The 18,724-nt window shown below is 49.6% G+C and carries 15 protein-coding genes; 5 read left to right on the plus strand and 10 right to left on the minus strand.

What is annotated here, in order from left to right:
• Window positions 1-292: 292 nt before the first annotated feature.
• From htpX to AC1RJL_RS13830, 4 genes are read left to right on the plus strand one after another with little or no spacing between them, the layout of a single operon-like run.
• Window positions 293-1,168, plus strand: a complete 876-nt coding sequence (gene htpX / locus AC1RJL_RS13815; protein WP_492915707.1) for a protease HtpX — start codon at window positions 293-295, stop codon at window positions 1,166-1,168.
• Window positions 1,169-1,186: 18 nt separating this feature from the next.
• On the plus strand, window positions 1,187-2,230 hold the full coding sequence (locus tag AC1RJL_RS13820) for a S1C family serine protease (RefSeq protein ID WP_492914991.1): 1,044 nt from the start codon (window positions 1,187-1,189) through the stop codon (window positions 2,228-2,230).
• A 15-nt stretch (window positions 2,231-2,245) separates the two neighbouring features.
• Complete coding sequence (locus AC1RJL_RS13825; RefSeq protein ID WP_492914993.1) at window positions 2,246-2,584, plus strand: Rieske (2Fe-2S) protein; 339 nt, start codon at window positions 2,246-2,248, stop codon at window positions 2,582-2,584.
• 33 nt (window positions 2,585-2,617) lie between these two features.
• Complete coding sequence (locus AC1RJL_RS13830; protein ID WP_492914995.1) at window positions 2,618-3,772, plus strand: iron-containing alcohol dehydrogenase; 1,155 nt, start codon at window positions 2,618-2,620, stop codon at window positions 3,770-3,772.
• Window positions 3,773-3,849: 77 nt separating this feature from the next.
• Here the strand turns inward: AC1RJL_RS13830 and hldE are convergent, their stop codons facing one another.
• The 6 genes from hldE to glnE all read right to left on the minus strand — a co-directional run bounded on the left by hldE (window position 3,850) and on the right by glnE (window position 14,517).
• Window positions 3,850-5,274: a bifunctional D-glycero-beta-D-manno-heptose-7-phosphate kinase/D-glycero-beta-D-manno-heptose 1-phosphate adenylyltransferase HldE gene (hldE, locus tag AC1RJL_RS13835; protein ID WP_492914997.1), complete on the minus strand. Its 1,425-nt coding sequence runs from the start codon at window positions 5,272-5,274 to the stop codon at window positions 3,850-3,852.
• Between the two features lie 77 nt (window positions 5,275-5,351).
• Window positions 5,352-7,139, minus strand: a complete 1,788-nt coding sequence (msbA, locus tag AC1RJL_RS13840; protein ID WP_492914998.1) for a lipid A export permease/ATP-binding protein MsbA — start codon at window positions 7,137-7,139, stop codon at window positions 5,352-5,354.
• A gap of 137 nt (window positions 7,140-7,276) precedes the next feature.
• A complete protein-coding gene (rfaP, locus tag AC1RJL_RS13845; RefSeq protein WP_492915000.1) occupies window positions 7,277-9,256 on the minus strand; it encodes a lipopolysaccharide core heptose(I) kinase RfaP in 1,980 nt (659 codons plus the stop codon).
• The gene (gene waaF, locus AC1RJL_RS13850; RefSeq protein WP_492915002.1) at window positions 9,253-10,362 is read right to left on the minus strand and encodes a lipopolysaccharide heptosyltransferase II; all 1,110 of its coding nucleotides are present in this window, start codon (window positions 10,360-10,362) and stop codon (window positions 9,253-9,255) included. The genes rfaP and waaF overlap by 4 nt, the downstream gene beginning before the upstream one ends.
• Before the next feature lie 139 nt (window positions 10,363-10,501).
• Complete coding sequence (locus AC1RJL_RS13855; RefSeq protein ID WP_492915005.1) at window positions 10,502-11,431, minus strand: branched-chain amino acid transaminase; 930 nt, start codon at window positions 11,429-11,431, stop codon at window positions 10,502-10,504.
• A gap of 101 nt (window positions 11,432-11,532) precedes the next feature.
• Window positions 11,533-14,517, minus strand: a complete 2,985-nt coding sequence (glnE, locus tag AC1RJL_RS13860; RefSeq protein ID WP_492915008.1) for a bifunctional [glutamate--ammonia ligase]-adenylyl-L-tyrosine phosphorylase/[glutamate--ammonia-ligase] adenylyltransferase — start codon at window positions 14,515-14,517, stop codon at window positions 11,533-11,535.
• Between the two features lie 155 nt (window positions 14,518-14,672).
• Here glnE and AC1RJL_RS13865 point away from each other — a divergent pair, with 155 nt between their 5' ends.
• On the plus strand, window positions 14,673-14,975 hold the full coding sequence (locus AC1RJL_RS13865; protein ID WP_492915010.1) for a helix-turn-helix domain-containing protein: 303 nt from the start codon (window positions 14,673-14,675) through the stop codon (window positions 14,973-14,975).
• A gap of 59 nt (window positions 14,976-15,034) precedes the next feature.
• Here AC1RJL_RS13865 and AC1RJL_RS13870 read toward each other — a convergent pair whose 3' ends face one another.
• The 4 genes from AC1RJL_RS13870 to dapF are packed head-to-tail and all read right to left on the minus strand — an operon-like array spanning window position 15,035 to window position 18,683.
• On the minus strand, window positions 15,035-16,129 hold the full coding sequence (locus AC1RJL_RS13870; protein WP_492915012.1) for an SGNH/GDSL hydrolase family protein: 1,095 nt from the start codon (window positions 16,127-16,129) through the stop codon (window positions 15,035-15,037).
• A 44-nt stretch (window positions 16,130-16,173) separates the two neighbouring features.
• Window positions 16,174-17,118, minus strand: coding sequence for a tyrosine recombinase XerC (xerC, locus tag AC1RJL_RS13875; protein ID WP_492915014.1), 945 nt, complete (start codon window positions 17,116-17,118; stop codon window positions 16,174-16,176).
• Window positions 17,119-17,155: 37 nt separating this feature from the next.
• The gene (locus AC1RJL_RS13880; protein WP_492915016.1) at window positions 17,156-17,848 is read right to left on the minus strand and encodes a DUF484 family protein; all 693 of its coding nucleotides are present in this window, start codon (window positions 17,846-17,848) and stop codon (window positions 17,156-17,158) included.
• Window positions 17,849-17,852: 4 nt separating this feature from the next.
• On the minus strand, window positions 17,853-18,683 hold the full coding sequence (gene dapF / locus AC1RJL_RS13885; protein ID WP_492915018.1) for a diaminopimelate epimerase: 831 nt from the start codon (window positions 18,681-18,683) through the stop codon (window positions 17,853-17,855).
• Between the last annotated feature and the right edge of the window lie 41 nt (window positions 18,684-18,724).

The raw sequence follows: 18,724 nt of genomic DNA on the forward strand, positions 1-18,724 counted from the left end.
GCTGCACAGCATCTCCCGTACAGCAGTCGAGTGGATTCAATAGTCGCCCTGCAAGTCGATTACTGTCTCTTCTCACCCCTAGGGTCTTTCCTCTCCGAAAGTCTCTCGGCTAACACGGTTGCTTGGGCCGCCCCATAAGGCGGCCACTTTTCTTCCCGCCCTTTTTAGCCCCCCATTTTTCATTTTCCTTTCTTAACCCGGGCACAATTGAAATTCGCTTGGGTAGCACTCATATATGCCCGTGGCGTTGCACTTAAAGCAACGAACTAATTAACTCATGGGAGATATTATCGTGTTACGCATAGGCTTGTTTTTGTTAACTAACCTCGCGGTCATGTTGGTGGCAGGTGTAGTGCTGAGCCTGCTTGGTGTCGGCAATTATCGCACGGCAGCAGGTTTGGATTTATCAAGCATGCTCGTCTTCTGTGCCGTATTCGGTTTTGTCGGCTCATTTATTTCCCTGTTTTTGTCCAAGTGGATGGCCAAACGCAGCATGGGCGTGCAGTTGATCGAACAACCGCGCAATGCCGATGAGCAGTGGCTGGTTGATACAGTTACCAAACTGTCGCAAAAAGCCGGTATTAAAACCCCGGAAATTGGTGTGTTCGCAGCACAGGAATCCAACGCCTTCGCCACCGGCTGGAACCGCAATGCTGCGCTGGTCGCAGTAAGCCTCGGCCTGTTGCAACGTTTTGAACGCGATGAGGTGGAAGCAGTATTGGCCCACGAAATCGGCCATGTCGCCAATGGCGATATGATTACCCTGAGCTTGATCCAGGGCGTGGTAAACACCTTCGTGATGTTCTTCGCACGCATCATCGGCGACTTTGTCGACCGTGTATTGCTCAAGAATGAAAGCGGCCGTGGATTTGGTTTTATGATCGCGACAATGGTGGCCGAAGTCGTGTTGGGAATTTTAGCCTCAATGATCGTGGCGGCCTTCTCCCGTTATCGCGAATACCGCGCTGACCACGCCGGTGCGACCCTGGCTGACCGCGGCGCAATGATCCGTGCCCTGCAACGCTTGCAGGCCGAAATGAACGCAGGAGTGGAAAGTCCTCTGCCAAGCAGCATGCGCGCCTTTGGTATTAGCGGTGGTGTACGCAACCTGTTTGCCAGCCACCCGCCGCTGGAAGCGCGTATCCAGGCTTTGCGTGACAACGCTTAATTTGCGCGGAGATCGATAATGAGGCTCTGGCGCTGGTTAATACTTATGTTTGTGACTGGCACCGGCGCCCTGAGCGCGACTGTCCAGGCTTTCTCAACTGATGACGAACGCAACAGTGTGGAAGTGTTTGAAGCTGCACGTCCCAGTGTAGTGTTCGTCACCAATCAACAACTCGCCCGCGATCCCTACTCCTTCGATCTGGTAACCGTACCGCGCGGCTCGGGTACCGGTTTTGTGTGGAATGACAAAGGCTATATCGTCACCAACTTCCATGTAGTGGAAGGTGCGCGACAGATTACGATCACCCTGCAAGACCAATCCAACTGGCCCGCAACTGTGGTCGGCTTGGCACCGGAGCGCGATCTTGCGGTACTGAAAATCGATGCCAGCAAAGCCAAGTTGAATGCTTTGCCGCTGGGTGACTCGGGCGATTTGCGGGTCGGCCGCAAAGTGCTGGCGATCGGCAATCCATTCGGATTGGATGCAACCCTTACTACCGGCGTAGTCAGCGCATTGGGACGCGAGATCATCTCTCCCAACCAGCGCAAAATTACCAATGTGATCCAAACCGATGCGGCGATCAATCCCGGCAATTCGGGCGGCCCGCTGCTGAACTCGGAAGGTAAGTTGATCGGTGTTAACACTATGATCTACAGTCCGAGCGGTGCAAGTGCGGGAATTGGTTTTGCGATCCCGGTGAATACAGTAAAAGAAGTTGTGCCGGAGTTGATTGCCCATGGCCGCCTGGTGCGTCCTGTGCTTGGCATTGCAGTTGCACCCGATCAGTGGGCGCAGCAAATCGGCCTTGAAGGTGTGCCCATCCTGCGTGTCGAACCCAACTCGCCAGCTGCTGAAATCGGATTGCAAGGTGCCAAGCGCAATGCATGGGGGCAAATCACCCTGGGCGATGTTATTGTCGCTATTGGTGACCGTCCGGTGACTAATGACGATCAATTACTCAGCGCGCTGGAGAACTACAAACCGGGCCAAAAAGTCGATATCAGCGTAGTGCGCGACGGCAAGCTGGTGACCCGGATTATTCGTCTCGCAGCGCCCAGGTAAGTGGCAGATTGCCCGATGGCCAACGTGGAGGATAAACAGCGCCTTTGTGCCCTTGCCGACATCCCCGAAGGTGGCAGTAAGGGTTTTGCCTTGGGCGAACACAAGCTCTTTGCGGTAAAACAACTGGGTAAAATTTATCTCTATCGCAACAGTTGCCCACATCTGGGTATTCCGCTCGAATGGGTGGAGAATCAATTCCTCGATGATAGTGGCAGCATGATCCAGTGCGCCAATCACGGCGCGCTCTTTGTTATCAAAACAGGCAAATGTGTTGCCGGCCCTTGCAGCGGGCGCGCACTTATCCCAATCAATTACAGCATTGAAGCGGGCGATATTTTTATTGCCCATCCGTAAATGCAATTGTGTACCACATTCGGAGAATCGCTCATGCAAAATTTTACTTTTTCCAATCCCACCAAAATTGTCTTTGGTGAAGGCCAGATTAAAGAACTCGCCAATCTGGTGCCGGCCGATGCACGCATTTTGGTGACCTACGGCGGTGGCTCGATCAAAAAGAACGGCGTTTACGAGCAAGTCGCCAAGGCACTTGAAGGCAAGACCTGGTTTGAGTTCAGCGGCATCGAACCCAATCCCCATTACGAAACCTTGATGAAAGCGGTGGAGTTGATCAAAAAAGAAAAGATCGATTTCCTGTTGCCCGTTGGTGGCGGCAGCGTGATTGACGGCACCAAATTAATTGCAGCGGCAGTGAATTTTGATGGCGAGCCCTGGGATATTATGGCCAAGCACCAACCCTTCTATAGCGCCCTACCGATTGGCTGTGTGCTCACCTTGCCCGCCACCGGTACCGAGAGCAACGGCAACTCGGTCATCACCAAAGCGGCGACCCGGGAAAAATTGTCGTTTGGCAGCCCGCTGGTTTATCCGCAATTTGCAATCCTCGACCCCACCACTACCTACAGTTTGCCGCCGCGCCAAATCGCCAACGGTGCTGTAGATGCATTTGTACATATCATGGAGCAGTACCTGACGTATCCGGTTGATGCCAAGGTACAGGATCGATTCGCCGAAGGGTTGTTGATGACCTTGATTGAAGAAGCCCCTCGCTCGCTCAACGAACCAACCAACTATACGGTGCGCGCCAATGTGATGTGGGCAGCGACCATGGCACTCAATGGTTTGATTGGCGTCGGCGTTCCACAAGATTGGGCAACCCATATGATCGGCCACGAACTGACCGCTATGCATGGTCTTGATCACGCCCAAACCCTCGCGGTAGTTTTACCTGCAGTGATGCAACACCAACGTGATAAGAAGCGCGGAAAATTATTGCAATACGGCCGTCGCGTCTGGAATTTGAATCACACTGATGAAGATGCATTGATTGATGCGGCCATCGCTGCAACGCGCGGCTTCTTCGAGCAAATGGGTACACCTACCACATTGAGTGGTTACGGTGTCGGTCGTGAATCCATCCCCAAGTTAGTAGATATGCTGGTGAAACACGAGTTGCTCGCGCTCGGCGAACACGGTGCGATTACACCGGAGGCATCGCGCGAAATTTTGGAGTTAGCTGCTTAAATACTGGACTCCCGCCGCAATAAAAAGCCCCGCCAGCAACACTGTTGGCGGGGCTTTTTATTGCGCGTCAAAATAAATTACTGGCGCAAAATTTTGTTCACTATCGCGGTGGTTGAACAATTGTCGTAGAAGCTAAGCACTTTAACAGAGCCGTTGTAGGCTTTAACAATTTTGTGACCGACAACCTGGTCTTCACTGTAGTCGCCGCCTTTGACCAATACATCCGGCTTAACCCGACGCAGCAGACGTTCAGGCGTGTCCTCTTCAAATGAGACCACCCAATCCACGGCCTCAAGTCCTGCCAATACTGCCATACGCCGATCAACCGGGTTTATGGGCCGTCCTTTACCTTTCAAGCGCGTGACAGAGGCATCGGAATTAACTGCCAGCACCAATCGATCACCTTGTTTACGCGCCTCCTCAAGATAACCCACATGTCCCGCATGAATAATATCGAAACAACCGTTAGTAAACACAATCCGCTCACCACTAGCGCGCGCATCTTCGAGAGCCAATAACAATTGTTCTTCAGTAACCACACCGCGTTCGGCTCCTTGCTCGGCGATAATCGCCCGGCGCAATTCCGGTGCACTGATAGTTGCCGTACCGAGTTTACCCACCACTATGCCCGCCGCAAGGTTGGCCAGGGCAGTCGCTTCAGGCAGAGGTTGCCCCGTAGCAAGCGCCGCCGCCAAGGTGGCGATCACCGTATCACCGGCGCCGGTCACATCAAATACTTCACGGCCACGCGCAGGTAAATGCAGTTCCGGCTCACCGGGGCGCAACAGCGTCATACCATGCTCTCCACGAGTGATCAGCAAGGCTTGCAGATCAAGCTCCTGCATCAATGCAGAACCTTTATCCACCAGATCTTGCTCATCGACACATTTACCGACTATCGTCTCAAACTCACTAAAATTAGGCGTAAGTATCGTGGCACCGCGATAACGTGAAAAGCAATTGCCCTTGGGATCAACCAATACCGGGATACCCACGTCGCGTGCAATCTGAATCAATGCCTGGCAATCAGGCAGACTGCCTTTGGAATAATCAGAAAGAATCAGCGCGTTGGCCTGATGAATCAAACCTTTGGTTTTACTTTCAATTTCGTCGATATCAGCCGCATCAAATTTCTCTTCAAAATCCATGCGCAGCAATTGTTGGTGACGGCTGATAATACGCAGCTTGGTAATCGTCGGTTTACTGGTTGAAACCTGTAAATCGGTGTGAATATTCGCCGCCATTAAACTCGACCGCAGAATATCACCAGCCTCATCGTTGCCAATAACGCCAACTAATGACACTGCACTGCCAAGTGCAGCCATATTCAATGCAACATTCCCTGCTCCACCAAGACGATCTTCCGTTTGGCCAATGTTCACCACCGGCACAGGCGCCTCGGGAGAAATACGCGAACTTGTCCCATGCCAATAGCGATCCAACATAATATCGCCAACAACCAACACATGAGCACGTTCAAAAAAAGGCATAGTCAAATACATAATTAATCCTGATAACAAAAATCCATTAACACCGCGTTCCAATACCACTGATGGGCTAACCCATACAGCCTATACATCTAGGATGCCTCACCTGTAACATCATCCTCATCATTAAAGTGCCGCGCATGAAGCCGGGCGTAATGACCATTCTGGACCAGCAACTGCGCATGGGTTCCCTGCTCTACTATCTCCCCGTGATCCATCACAATAATCCGGTCGGCCTTCTCAATTGTAGACAAGCGATGCGCGACCACAAATGTAGTACGTCCCTGCATTACTTTATCCAAAGCGGCCTGAATAAAATGTTCTGATTCGTTATCGAGTGCAGATGTCGCCTCATCGAGAATCAGGATCGGCGCATCTTTCAATAGCGCCCGAGCAATCGCTAAACGCTGCCGTTGCCCGCCCGATAAGCGCGTGCCCGATTCACCGATCATAGTGTCGAAGCCATCGGGCAATTGCTCAATGAATTGGGTTGCATAAGCTGCATCAGCAGCACGGCGGATGGCATCTATATCACGCGTTTGCAAACTGCCGTAAGCAATATTGCCCGCAACAGTATCGTTAAACAAGGTGACTTGTTGGTTCACTAATGCACTTTGAGCGCGTAAATTATCGAGCTGGTATTCGCGAATTGGCACACCATCAATCAGGACTTCACCCTCAGTTGCATCATGAAAACGGCTCAGAAGGCTAATTAGCGTGGATTTGCCACTTCCGGACCGGCCGACAAGTGCAACAACTTCCCCGGAGGTGACGCGTAAGTTAATTTTATTTAATGCAGGTTTTGGTTGGTTTGCATAACAAAACGTTACATTTTTAAAATCAATTTCACCCTTCACGCGCTCGATTTTATAGGTTCCTTTATCTTCCTCAGTTGCTGAATCCAGTAATGCAAATACGCTATCGGCTGCTGCAACACCTTTCAAAATTGTTGGAGCAACTTCACCCAAACGACGCATGGAAGGAAGGATCGCGGCAACTGCCGTCATATAAGCGACAAATTTTGCCGGGTCTTTGATCTCCATGAAGGTTAACGCTACAAAAATAAGCCCCGCCATTGCTAACGCAACAATCAATTGAATCAACGGTGTATTTGCAGCTGCGGTCACCACAATTTTCATGTTCTGTTGATAGTTCTTTTTGCTCGCCGCAGCAAAGCGTTCTTTTTCATATTCCTCGCCGCCAAAGCTGCGCATCACACGAAAACCATTAATCATCTCCCCGGTTACCTGGGTTAAATCACCCACACTGGTTTGCACTTTATTGCTCAAGCGACGCAAGCGTTTCCCCACAGTACCCACAATCAATGCAATCAAAGGAGCGATTAAAATAAACACCATGGTTAATACCGGATCCATGTAAATCAACATTCCAAATAATGCGATGACCGTTAAACCTTCACGCAGTGAAATTTTTATTGCGTCAGTTGCCGCAGCGGTAACGCCATTGATGTTGTAAGTAATAATGGAAATTAAATGGCCGGAATTTTTTTCATCAAAGGTAGAGTTAGGTAAACGCGTCATATGATTGAATACCTCTACACGCAGGCTGTGAATCACATTGAAGGCGACACGCGACATTAAATACACACCAACAAATGCACCGATACTGCGCAACAAGGTCGCACCCAACACTTGCAACGGCACAAGGTAGCGATTGGCAGGATCATCGGCAGCAATTACGTTGATTAAATTCTCGAGAATGCTGACAAACAAAGTATTCGAATAGGCGTAAAGACCAAAGCCCAAAAAGCTGATAAAAAATAATCCACTAAAAGGTTTAACATAGCCCAATAACCGTTTGTAGACCGACCATGCAGAGGTATCACCAATAGCAGTGGATTTATTTTGTTCAGGGTTCATGGAATATCCAATAAAATTTATGTTGCCGATGACGATGGAGTTGCCGGGCGGGAAAGAGTAGCCGCGCGTAAAGCGGCTGAGCCTCAACAACTATTTAGCATTTATCTATCACTATCAAATAAACTGCGTGAACATAGTTAATTTCTTTGCCCCGGCAGTTGTGGGTCATGGCCAAAATCGCGATGATAGGTTTTCCTTGCGCGTGCGATTACACCTTCCAATAAATCTTTTCGGCTTGCAAAAATGCAGCGCAAGTCTTGTGCAAAATAAATCGTGATGAAGCGAAAATAATCGCGCTGGGTAAATCCCAAATTGAGCGTAGAAAATAATAAACCGCCCAAATCTTTAACCAACCATCGCACTGGTACTTTTGGTCGCAGCTGCGCGCGGTGCAAGTCCACCAGATAAATGTCGGGGTTTACAGTGGTATCGCTCAAAAATGATGTCTTCAGCATAAAATGACAAAAGTAAAAATCGCGATGATTGATACCCGCTGCATGCAGTTCGCGGGCAATCAGTGCAACACTCTCCAGAATGCGATGTTTCGCCTTAACATCAACTGAATGCTGCTCAAAAAAATGATCCAACTGCATTACATCGGTCAATTCGCGCGTGACGATAAAAGACTGCTGCCGCGCGGGATTAATTCCTCGCACGCCATAGGCAACGGGAAGTAGACTCGGTATCCCAAGCGCCTGCAACTTATTGAGGGCATTCCACTCGTCAGTCGCCCCCAATACCGGCGAACGCAATTGCAGGTAATTTTTGATAATTTCCTTCCAGCCCACTCCGCGATGCCATTTGCGATAGTAGCCCTGTCCATCAATTTCAAAACGCAGGGTCTGGCGATCTTTCATTTCGCGCGCGATTTTTCCCTGCATAGATTCCATCACAGAGAAAATATCTTGTTCTTTCCATGCATCGGCCAACTCATCGCGTACAATCAGCAGTTGATCATCACGCGCCTGAATTTGGCCCCCACTTTTTGGGGATAACTTTTTACTGTTGGCAATCTTTTCCAACGCTGCAACCGCAATTACCGGACGAGAAAAAACATCGCCGGTTTGCGAAAAACTTTCACCGCGCTTATGAAACACGCCAGCATCAACTGCGAATAAATTTTTAATCTGGATGGCAATTGATAGAGGTGTTGCATTGGCATGAATCACTTCACCCATTTGCTGCTCTCTAATGTAATGCGCATAACCGCAATGGTACGTTGCCACTACCGGGCAGCCACACAGCATTGCTTCCAATATCACATTACCGGCGAGTTCTCTGCGCGCCGGATGCAGCAGGATATCCACTGCATGCAACAAATCACCTACCGGACTGCGCGGCCCAAGAAAAAACACGCACTGCTCCAAACCAGCTTGCAGCGCTTGTTGGCGATAACGGGATGGATCGTCATTGCCCACAATCACCAACACAATGTTATCAGTAGTAATTTTCTTTAATTCAGCAAACGCATTAATACTGATATCAACGCCTTTGGTTTTATAGCCGGACCCTAAACACAATATTATTTTGGTATCGAGCGAACAACCCAATTCATTGCGCAATGCAATTCGCGCTGCCTGTGGATCTTTACATGCGAGATGTACAGCTGAAATTCCTGGCGGCAAAGGATGGAAACGCGCAGCGGGAGTAGCGTAATACCGCACAAATTGTTTTTGCTCAGTAGTTACCAGCGAAAGAACCTGTGTATCACTTGTTTCTGAAAATACTGCGCGCTCATAAGCAAGATACAGACGCGAACGCGGAGCCAATCGATACAACCAGTTGCGCCCGCTGTAGGCTTTGTGCGCAAAACAGGTATCGCCGGCAAAATAGGCATCCAACCCTGGCATTTTGTTAAAGCCGACCAGTAAATCAAATTCATTTCGCCGGAACTGTTGCTGAAATGCAGCGACAAAATTTTTAACACCGGCAATATTAAAAACTCCCGAGCCTTTGATTTCAACAACATCAATGCCGGATATTTTTTCACCTTGCCAACTTTCGCAAAAAATACTGACGCTGTGACCAAGTTGCTGCGCTGCCTGCGCGATTGCCAGCATGTCGCGCTGCAATCCGCCAAAAGGGAAATAACGAAAAATAACGAAGGCTAATTTCATCCATGAGCTTCCACTGAAATTATTGCGGACTGAGGGATGAGCGTCTCGAGCGCTTGCAATACTTGCTGCGGCATTAATTCACGCAGACATTTGTGATGTACTTTTGGACATTCACGTTCAAAACAGGGGGCACATTCGATTGCTTTACTGATAATCCTGACTTGTTTGCCTAGTGGTGGTGTATGCTCGGGCGAGGTTGATCCGTAAATGACGGCAAGTGGTTTTTGCAATGCCGCAGCAATATGCATTAAACCTGAATCATTACTCAACACCACATCAGCGCAGGCCATTAATTCAATTGCCTCAGCAAGATTGGTACTACCTGCAAGGTTGTGACAATATTTGCGCTCATCATGCACCAATAAATTACAGATCGCCTCAGTCACTTGTTGATCTTTAGCAGATCCCATTAACCAGACTTGCCAACCTGCACGAATTTTTTCATCGACCACTTCTGCAAAATAATGTTCTGGCCAGCGCTTGGCCGGGCCGTATTCTGCACCGGGGCAAAGTATCAATAGTGGGCGATTCAACTGCAATGCAAACTTTGTTAATAATTGTGGACGCCGGGATTTATCGACATGTAATTGCGGATAGGGAAATTCTGTTAACGGCTCCGCGTCTTTTGGCAGCGCCAGTGCAGCGTAGCGCTGCACCATTAATGGATAGCGTTTTTTATTCAGTATGCGCACATCATTTAACAATCCGTAACGCATCTCGCCGCGCCAACCGGTGCGCAATGGAATATTGGCGAAGAATGGAATGAAAGCGGATTTAAAAGAATTGGGTAACACAATCGCTTGATCGTAACCCTGGTCGGCGAGGGATTTTCCCAGCGCGCGCCGTTCGCGCAAACCAAAAGCACCGTGACCGAGCGGCATATCGATAACGTCAGTTACTTCCGCTATGCAGGCCAATAATTGACGCGTCCAGCCAGAGGCCAGCACATCAATTTGTACGTTTGGATTGCGTAGCTTGAGTAATTTAAACAGGGTTTGCGCCATCATCATATCGCCAATCCATGCAGGGCCAATTACCAAAATTTTTTGGATTTTTTTCAGCTCGGCAGGAAAATCCTTTTGATTTACAGGCAAGAGTTCACTCATAAGCGACTATTCAATGTATAGGAGAGAGTTCTTTTATAAAAGTTGAACACTAACCGCAACCACATTCATATAAAAAACCCCAACTTCAAAACGATAACGGAGCCTGTCGGCTCCGTTATGGCGATTGTCACGCTGGTTGTTATTTCACAACCGGTGCCAACCAGTTGGTATGCCCGGGCAATTCGCCACGCACAGATTTGAAATACAAATCTTGCAAACGGGTAGTAATCGGCCCGCGACGGCCTTCGCCAATTTGGCGGCCATCCAATTCGCGGATCGGCAACACTTCTGCTGCCGTACCAGTAAAGAATGCTTCGTCGGCGATATACACCTCATCGCGGGTGATGCGTTTTTCCTTAATGGTATAACCGCAATCTGCCGCCAATTGGAAAATAGTGTTGCGGGTGATGCCGTCGAGACAAGAAGTCAGTTCCGGCGTGTAGATAATGCCATCGCGCACCAAAAAGAAATTCTCACCGCTGCCTTCTGCAACATAACCTTCTGCATCGAGCAACAACGCTTCTTCACAACCACTGTCCAATGCTTCTTGCAGTGCTAACAGCGAGTTGATGTAGTGACCGTTGGCTTTCGCTTTACACATGGAAATATTCACGTGGTGGCGGGTGTAGCTTGAGGTGCGGATGCGGATACCTTGATCGCGCGCTTCCGGTGACATATACGATGGCCAGTGCCAGGCAGCAACCATCACATGCACTTTGAGATTGTCAGCACGCAGCCCCATGCCTTCAGAACCGTAAAACGCCATCGGGCGCAGGTAGGCTTCTGCCAACCCATTTTCACGCACCACCATTTTGTGCGCTTCATTCACCACCTCTTTGGTGAAAGGCATTTTCATACGCATGATGTGCGCAGAGCGGAACAGGCGATCAGTGTGTTCTTGCAGACGGAAAATGCTGGTACCCATACTTGCGCTGTTGTAAGCGCGCACGCCTTCAAACACGCCCATGCCGTAATGCAAAGTGTGGGTTAATACGTGAACCTTGGCATCGCGCCAGGGAATGAGTTCACCATCGAGCCATATAACGCCGTCGCGATCGGCAAAAGACATAGCAACTCCAAAATTCTGTATGTTAGAAAAAATTCTGTGTGTTCGGGGGATTGTCAGGCGCGGCCACAGCCGCGCAACACTCAGTATTCGGGGCGATAGAATCAGTCGTGATCGATTAGCTGCCGCCACAGGGCTGTGACTTGCGCGCGTTCGGTCAGGAAGTGATTGTCGCCTTCTAGTACCGCCTCCTGACGCTGTAGCGCGAGGCGGTGCCCGGTGGATCGGTATGCTTTGTAAGCCGCGATCAGGTGGGCCACGGACTGGGCATCGAGTAAGCCTGCCTCTTCCAGTGATCCGAGTATGCGAATGTTGTCCGTGTACCGGATGATCCCGGGCGCTTTTGCAGCCCAAGCCAAAGCCGCGTATTGAACCATAAATTCAATATCCACGATACCACCGGAATCCTGTTTCAAATTAAATAACACCGGTGTTTTCGGGCTGTTTAGATGGTTTGGTTTGGATTTCCCCTCGCTTCCTAACTGCTCGCGCATTTTGCGGCGCATTTCGCTCACATCCGCACGTAACTTATCAGGATCCCGCTCCCGCGTGAGGATGCGCTGGCGTACCTGTTCAAACAGTTCGCCGAGCGCCGCGTCACCCGCAACCACCCGTGCGCGCACCAGCGCCTGATGCTCCCAGGTCCAGGCTTCATTGGCCTGGTATTTCTCAAACGCCGTGAGTGATGACACCAACAACCCCGAGTTGCCGGACGGACGCAGGCGCATATCTACTTCGTAAAGTTTGCCGGAGGGGGTATAAGTATTGAGTACATGGATAATGCGCTGGCCGAGGCGAGTGTAAAACGTAGTGTTGTCGATGGAGCGCTCACCGTCGGTCTGCAGATTGGAATCGGTATTGTGGATGAACACCAGATCCAGATCCGAGCCGTGGCCCAATTCAATCCCGCCCAACTTGCCGTAGCCGACAATCACAAAATCCGGCGCAGTATCGACCGACCCATCGCTGCGACGCGGACGGCCATGGCGTTCGACCATATGTTCCCAGCCCAAATTCAGCACATGTTCCAGCACCACCTCAGCAATGTAAGTCAGGTAGTCGCTCACCTTCATCAGCGGCAATGCACCGGTCACTTCACTCGCCGCCACCCGCAACGCATGCGCCGAGCGGAAATAGCGCAGGGCTTCCATATGGCCTTCGAGATCATCCCAATTCAAGCGCAACACATCGCGACGCAATTCATCGCGCAACGAATCTTTATCGGGCGGAGCATAAAGACTTTCCGGCGTTAACAATTCATCCAGCAACACGGGATATTGCGCAAGCTGATCGGCGATCCAGGGGCTGGCCGCACAGAGCTTGACCAATTGTTGGACTGCCGTCGGGTTCTCCACCAGCAACACCAAATAGGCACTGCGACGTACGACAGCTTCAATCAGCGGCACGACTCTTGAAAAAGTTTCGGCGATGGTAATCGGCAATTTAGGACCGAACGCCTCGTGCACAATCACCTGCAACAAGCGCGGAATAAACGCATCGAGGCGCGTGCGGCCACTGGCTTGCATCGAGCGTACTGCACGCCCTTCGCGCAAATCGGCCAGATTTTTCAGCAGCGCTTCCGGCCCTTCAATATTGCGCGCATTCAACGCCTGGATTGCATCTTCGCCGTGAAGACTTCCCTCCCACAACCCCATCCAAAAGGCCAGGACTTTTTGGTCGACAGTGTCCTCTTCATCAGGCGCAGCGATCACCGATTTAAATTCAGTATTCACCCGTTGACGATACGCACTCAAGGTCGCAAAAAAACTGTCCCAATTTTCAAATCCCATCACCCACGCAAGGCGCAATTGGCCGATCGGATCAACCGGCAGGGATTGGGTCTGTTTATCCTGATAGCCTTGAATTGCATGCTCGGTATTGCGCAGAAAAATATAAGCTTCAAGTAATGCGGAACCCGCGCCCGGCGGTAAATAATTTTCCTGTTCCAAAAATGGCAAAAGCACCGGTACTTTGCGCTTGCGCAAACGCACGTCGCGGCCACCGCGAATCAATTGGAAAACCTGCACCACAAATTCCACTTCGCGGATACCACCCTCGCCCAATTTCACATCCAGATTCATCCCCTTGCGCTGCACCTGCCGCGCAATCAACCCTTTCATTTCGCGCAAGGATTCAATCGCGCTGAAATCGATATATTGGCGATAAGTAAACGGCTGCAACATTTGCCCGAGCAATTTGCGCGCGGCAATTTGCCCTTCTCCGCCCGCCATCGCCACCGTACGCGCCTTGATCATCGCGTAGCGCTCCCACTCGCGCCCCTGTGTTTGGTAATAATCCTCCATGCCCACAAAACTCATCGCCAACGCACCGCTTTGGCCGTGCGGGCGCAAACGCATATCCACGCGAAAAACAAAACCATCGACAGTTACACTATCCAAACTTTTAATCAGCTTTTGTCCCAGCTTGATAAAAAATTCCTGGTTACTGATCGCACGGTTCGCGTGCCTGGTTTCGCCGCCTTCCGGAAACGTAAAAATCAGGTCGATATCCGATGAGATATTCAACTCCCCCGCACCCAGTTTCCCCATCCCTAACACCATAAACGGCTGCGCCAAACCCGATTCGCGGCCGATCGGCGCACCGTACATTTTTTCCAGTGCGCGATAGTGAAACTCCGCTGCAAGGTGGATGGAGTTATCCGCAAAACGCGACAACTCTGCCGTCACCTCACGCATATCCGCCACCCGGTTCAGGTCGCGCCAGATAATACGGATCATCGCCATCTGCCGCCGACGCCGCAAACATGCATCTAACTCCGCATCGGTATTACACGCATTTACCGCCGCCGCAAACGTCTCCAAATGCGCATCCACCTGCACCTCAAATAGCGCACCGGATTGCACCAACTCAATTAAATACTGTGGCCGCTGTGCTACCGTCTTGGCAATAAACTCACTCGCCACAAACGCACGCGTCAATTGGCGGAAAAATTCATCAGCCATGACCGTTGGTGGCAACAAATCGCGCGGATGCGGAAGGTTTTGACTCTGGATGGCAACTTCAAATTGCTCCCAATAACGCTGGGCGGGGGCATGTAATTCGGCGGGGATTCCGGAAAAATTCAACATAAACGCAGGACTCACATCTCAATTATTGGGGACGCGGTTAATGGGTAGATAGGGGAATACTAGCAGTTTATAAGGGATCGCCAACCTTTACATGCGTATAGGCGATAGTAAACTTGCTTAAAAATAAGCCACTTGATTGGAACGGAAACCCGCTTATGAAAACATCAGCAAACCCTCATACCAGCAGTAACTTTGAAGATTTTCTGGCAGAGGAAAACATGCTGGATTCAACAACTGCAATTACCGTTAAACGTGTTCTTGCACGGCAAATCCAAAATGAAATGGAGTTACAACACCTCACCAAAACCAGCATGGCAAAACGAATGAACACCAGCCATTCATCGCTGGATAGGTTATTGGATGAAAATGACACCAGCCTGAGGTTAACTACATTTGCCAGCGCCGCGCAGGCGCTTGGCAAGCAGATTAAAATTGAGTTGGTTGGAGCAACCGGGTGACGGAGGTCACCATGCAATTCAATAAAAACACCAGCAATGTTGAAATATTTGTTTTTTAATTAATTCCATAGCTCAGGATTGGCTTCAATGTAATTTATTAAAATTTCAGCTGCATTTTTGTGGTCTATTTTTGAAGGGTGCCAATGGCATGCTGAAAGTTCTACAGGCTTTGTAGTGACTAAGCCGATATTGCGCACACCTTTTTGTTTCAGTTCTTTAATCACACGTGCAATTTGGCCTTCCAATTCGTCACCGACCACAGCGTATGAAAGCAATATAAAGTGCGATTTAGGATGTTTTTTTCGTAAACTCAAAACAAAGTTTTTATAATTTTCCACATAGTCATCTTGCAATGCTTCGCGTGTTTTCCACTTCTCATCAGGATTTAAAGGCGTGGCAAAATCATTCCCCCCCAAACCGATAACAATAATATTGGGCGACCAATTACTTTGGTAGAGCGCCCCCTTGTCATTAAGGCTGTAAGGGTAAAGCGAGAGGAATGTTTGCTCCGGTATTCCACCATTATAGTTACGAACCACACCAAAACCTGATAATGCATTAATTTGATAGTCAACATTAAAAGCTTTTGCAGTAAGTGCTGCATAGGTTATTTGCGTATCAGTAAAAGAAAAAACCTCTTCGTCGCTGCACTCACGTTTGGGTGATCTAATACCATAACCAATAGCGGCTGAATCACCAATGAACTCCATGCTACGCTTCGGTTTTTCCAATGTAATTGCCTGGCTATAATCTGGAATAAAAAAGCCTTCAAAAGTCCCAGTGCCATATTGTGTTTCGGTGCGCTTTTCAAGGCGAATGCGGTGTTTGCCTTCAGTCAAGTTGTTAATGGAATAAGTTTTCTTACCTGGTTTTGTAATCACGATAGGTGCCTGCCCATCAACAATAATATTTAATATGTTATTGCTGTCATTTAATTTTAAATCGACTTCTGTGCCTATAAAAGCCGCTTCAAAATAAACACCAGGCCATGAATAAGTGTATGTAGGTTTATTATCCAATTCACCAATAACTACTCTGCCACTGTAATGAATTGGCAATGGCTTTTTATCTTCAATGTTAAATGAAAATGCAGGCACTGAAAAAATAGCTAGCGCAAATACAATAATTAGGCTTTTGAAAACAGTGTTACTCATGAAACGGACCCTGATTAGTATTTGCAAATTCGAGCAGTCGTCTACTACACATCATCTTCCCCATCCGTCTTCCTCCCCGCCCTTGGATGCGCCTTATCATAAACTTTTGCAAGATGCTGGAAATCGAGGTGGGTATAAACCTGGGTGGTGGAGATATTGGCATGACCGAGGAGTTCTTGTACGAGACGTAAATCGCCGCTGGATTCGAGCATGTGGCTGGCGAAGGAGTGGCGGAGCATATGGGGATGGACGGGGTTGTCCATACCTTGTTTTATGCTGAGTTGTTGCAGGCGCATTTGCACAGCGCGATGACTGATACGTTGGCCGCGCTGGGTGGTAAACAATGCGTGTTCATCATTTTGCGTGTAGAGCTTGCGCGCCTCCAGCCAATCGGTGAGCGCTTTGATGGCGTGGGAACCGATGGGGAGTGTGCGGGTTTTTCGGCCTTTACCGGTGACGGTGAGCATGGCATCACCCCAGTCAATATCGACAAGATTTAAACTCACCGCTTCCGCCAGACGCAAACCGGATGAATATATTAATTCCACTAAGGCGCGGTCGCGCTTGTTAATAAAATCATCGCCTTCGACTTGCACAAATTGTGCAGCTTGGTCGGCATCCAATGTTTTGGGTAATGCCTTGGGCGATTTGGGCGCAGAAATACCATCGGCAATATTATTTTTAAGCCAGCCGCGCCGGATACAAAACTGGAAAAAACTGCGCAGTGATGACAACCAGCGTTGCAAACTTTTTCCACCCAAGCCCTCGCGATGTAATTGTGCAACTGCCATGCGGATATGGTTAGCGCCTAACAGATGTAATTCATTGATGGATTTAGCAGCGCAAAAAATCTGGAATTTTTCCAGGTCGCGCGCGTAATTGGTTTGCGTGTGAATCGATAGTTGCCGCTCACTGCGCATATAGGTATAGAACGCAGTGAGTTGTTCGGCGAAGGGCAAGGGAATAGCCGGTGGAGAAAGGTCGTTCATAAATCTCCGCGGGGCGGCCCCCAGAAGGTGTCAAGAGTTAGCGCGGCAAATATTTTGGCAGTAAACGGTTGAGCACTTCAGCAATATAACTTAAAAACAAGGTGCCCATACTGGAGCGATAATAGTGTGGGTCGCGGTTGCCGATGCTGAGCAAACCGAACACACTGCCGTGAATGAGCGGCACTGTGGCAACCGAGCCGATTTCACCGGCGTGCTCGCCAAAAATAAATTGCATTTCCTTGGCGCCGAGGGTACCGCACACCGCACGGCTGTTTTTTAGCAGCGGACCGACGTGCTCGCGCGCTTCGGCAATAGTCACAATACGCGCCTGGCTGCTGGGAATTTTTTCCGCATTGCCAAAGAGAATGACGCTGGTGAAATGGATATTAAAATCTTTATCAAAACTGTAATGCAGGGCATCGATAATATCGCCCATGTCTTGTCCCTCAATCAGGCTTAACACCAGACGTTTACTTTTATCGAATAACTTATCATTATCGCGCGCGTTATCGAGCAACTTGCTTAAACGATGGCGCATATCCATATTGCGCTCGCGCAAAATGGCGACTTGTCGCTCTACTAGCGATACCGCAGAACCCGACTCATGCGGCAGGGTTATTTCTGCTAACAAGTCCTGGTGCTGTTCAAAAAAATCCGGGTGCTCGCGCAACCAGGCTTCGATTTGTTCCGGTTCCAGTGGATCTGCAAGAGTCGCGACTTTTTCGTTCATAACGTTATATTTTTATTTGCCCATGGAAGACGGTAACTGCTGGCCCCGTCATGATCACTGCCTGACCTTCGCCCGGCCACTCGATGTGCAAACTGCCACCGGGTAAATTTACTTTTACTTTTTCATCGAGCAGACCGCGCAAGCGGCCAGCAACGACTGCACCGCAGGCACCGGTACCGCAGGCGAGTGTTTCACCAACACCGCGCTCGAATACACGCAAATTAATTTCATTGCGCGATACGATTTGCATAAACCCGGCATTCACTCGCGCCGGAAAACGCACATGACGTTCAATCAACGGACCCAGCTCTGCAACCGGCGCCGTTTTGACATCATCGACCACCAGCACACCATGGGGGTTGCCCATGGACACTGCCGAAATATCGTAAGCAGTACCTGCAACTTCAAATGGATAGGTCACCGCTTGCGCATCGGCAACAAACGGAACCTGTGCAGGTTGCAAACGCGGCGCGCCCATATCGACACTCACTTGTTCGTCTTGCTGCACCCGCAATTCAATCAGGCCGCCAGCAGTTTGCACTTTGATAATGCTTTTGCCGGTGAGTTTGCGTTCGCGCACAAATACCGCAAAACAGCGCGCACCGTTGCCGCAATTTTCCACTTCGCTGCCATCGCAATTAAAAATGCGGTAGCGGAAATCCACGTCGGGTGCATCCGGGGTTTCTACCAATAAAATCTGGTCGCAACCCACACCAAAATTACGGTCAGCGATATAGCGGATTTTTTCCGGAGTTAAACGCACGCTTTGGCTGACCCCATCGATCACGACGAAGTCATTGCCCAAACCATGCATTTTGCTAAAACGTAAGCGCATCTTTTCTTCCAATTATTCCGGTGATCTATTCCGGCAACATT

It is taken from the genome of Cellvibrio sp. GW822-FHT04B05 (assembly GCF_058800985.1).

Coding starts and splice junctions, on each gene's coding strand:
- dapF (WP_492915018.1), bottom strand. CDS start 18,683: ATGCGCTTACGTTTTAGCAAAATGCATGGTTTGGGCAATGACTTCGTC.
- waaF (WP_492915002.1), bottom strand. CDS start 10,362: ATGAGTGAACTCTTGCCTGTAAATCAAAAGGATTTTCCTGCCGAGCTG.
- rfaP (WP_492915000.1), bottom strand. CDS start 9,256: ATGAAATTAGCCTTCGTTATTTTTCGTTATTTCCCTTTTGGCGGATTG.
- AC1RJL_RS13830 (WP_492914995.1), top strand. CDS start 2,618: ATGCAAAATTTTACTTTTTCCAATCCCACCAAAATTGTCTTTGGTGAA.
- hldE (WP_492914997.1), bottom strand. CDS start 5,274: ATGTATTTGACTATGCCTTTTTTTGAACGTGCTCATGTGTTGGTTGTT.
- AC1RJL_RS13825 (WP_492914993.1), top strand. CDS start 2,246: ATGGCCAACGTGGAGGATAAACAGCGCCTTTGTGCCCTTGCCGACATC.
- AC1RJL_RS13870 (WP_492915012.1), bottom strand. CDS start 16,129: ATGAGTAACACTGTTTTCAAAAGCCTAATTATTGTATTTGCGCTAGCT.
- glnE (WP_492915008.1), bottom strand. CDS start 14,517: ATGTTGAATTTTTCCGGAATCCCCGCCGAATTACATGCCCCCGCCCAG.
- AC1RJL_RS13865 (WP_492915010.1), top strand. CDS start 14,673: ATGAAAACATCAGCAAACCCTCATACCAGCAGTAACTTTGAAGATTTT.
- xerC (WP_492915014.1), bottom strand. CDS start 17,118: ATGAACGACCTTTCTCCACCGGCTATTCCCTTGCCCTTCGCCGAACAA.
- msbA (WP_492914998.1), bottom strand. CDS start 7,139: ATGAACCCTGAACAAAATAAATCCACTGCTATTGGTGATACCTCTGCA.
- AC1RJL_RS13820 (WP_492914991.1), top strand. CDS start 1,187: ATGAGGCTCTGGCGCTGGTTAATACTTATGTTTGTGACTGGCACCGGC.
- AC1RJL_RS13855 (WP_492915005.1), bottom strand. CDS start 11,431: ATGTCTTTTGCCGATCGCGACGGCGTTATATGGCTCGATGGTGAACTC.
- AC1RJL_RS13880 (WP_492915016.1), bottom strand. CDS start 17,848: ATGAACGAAAAAGTCGCGACTCTTGCAGATCCACTGGAACCGGAACAA.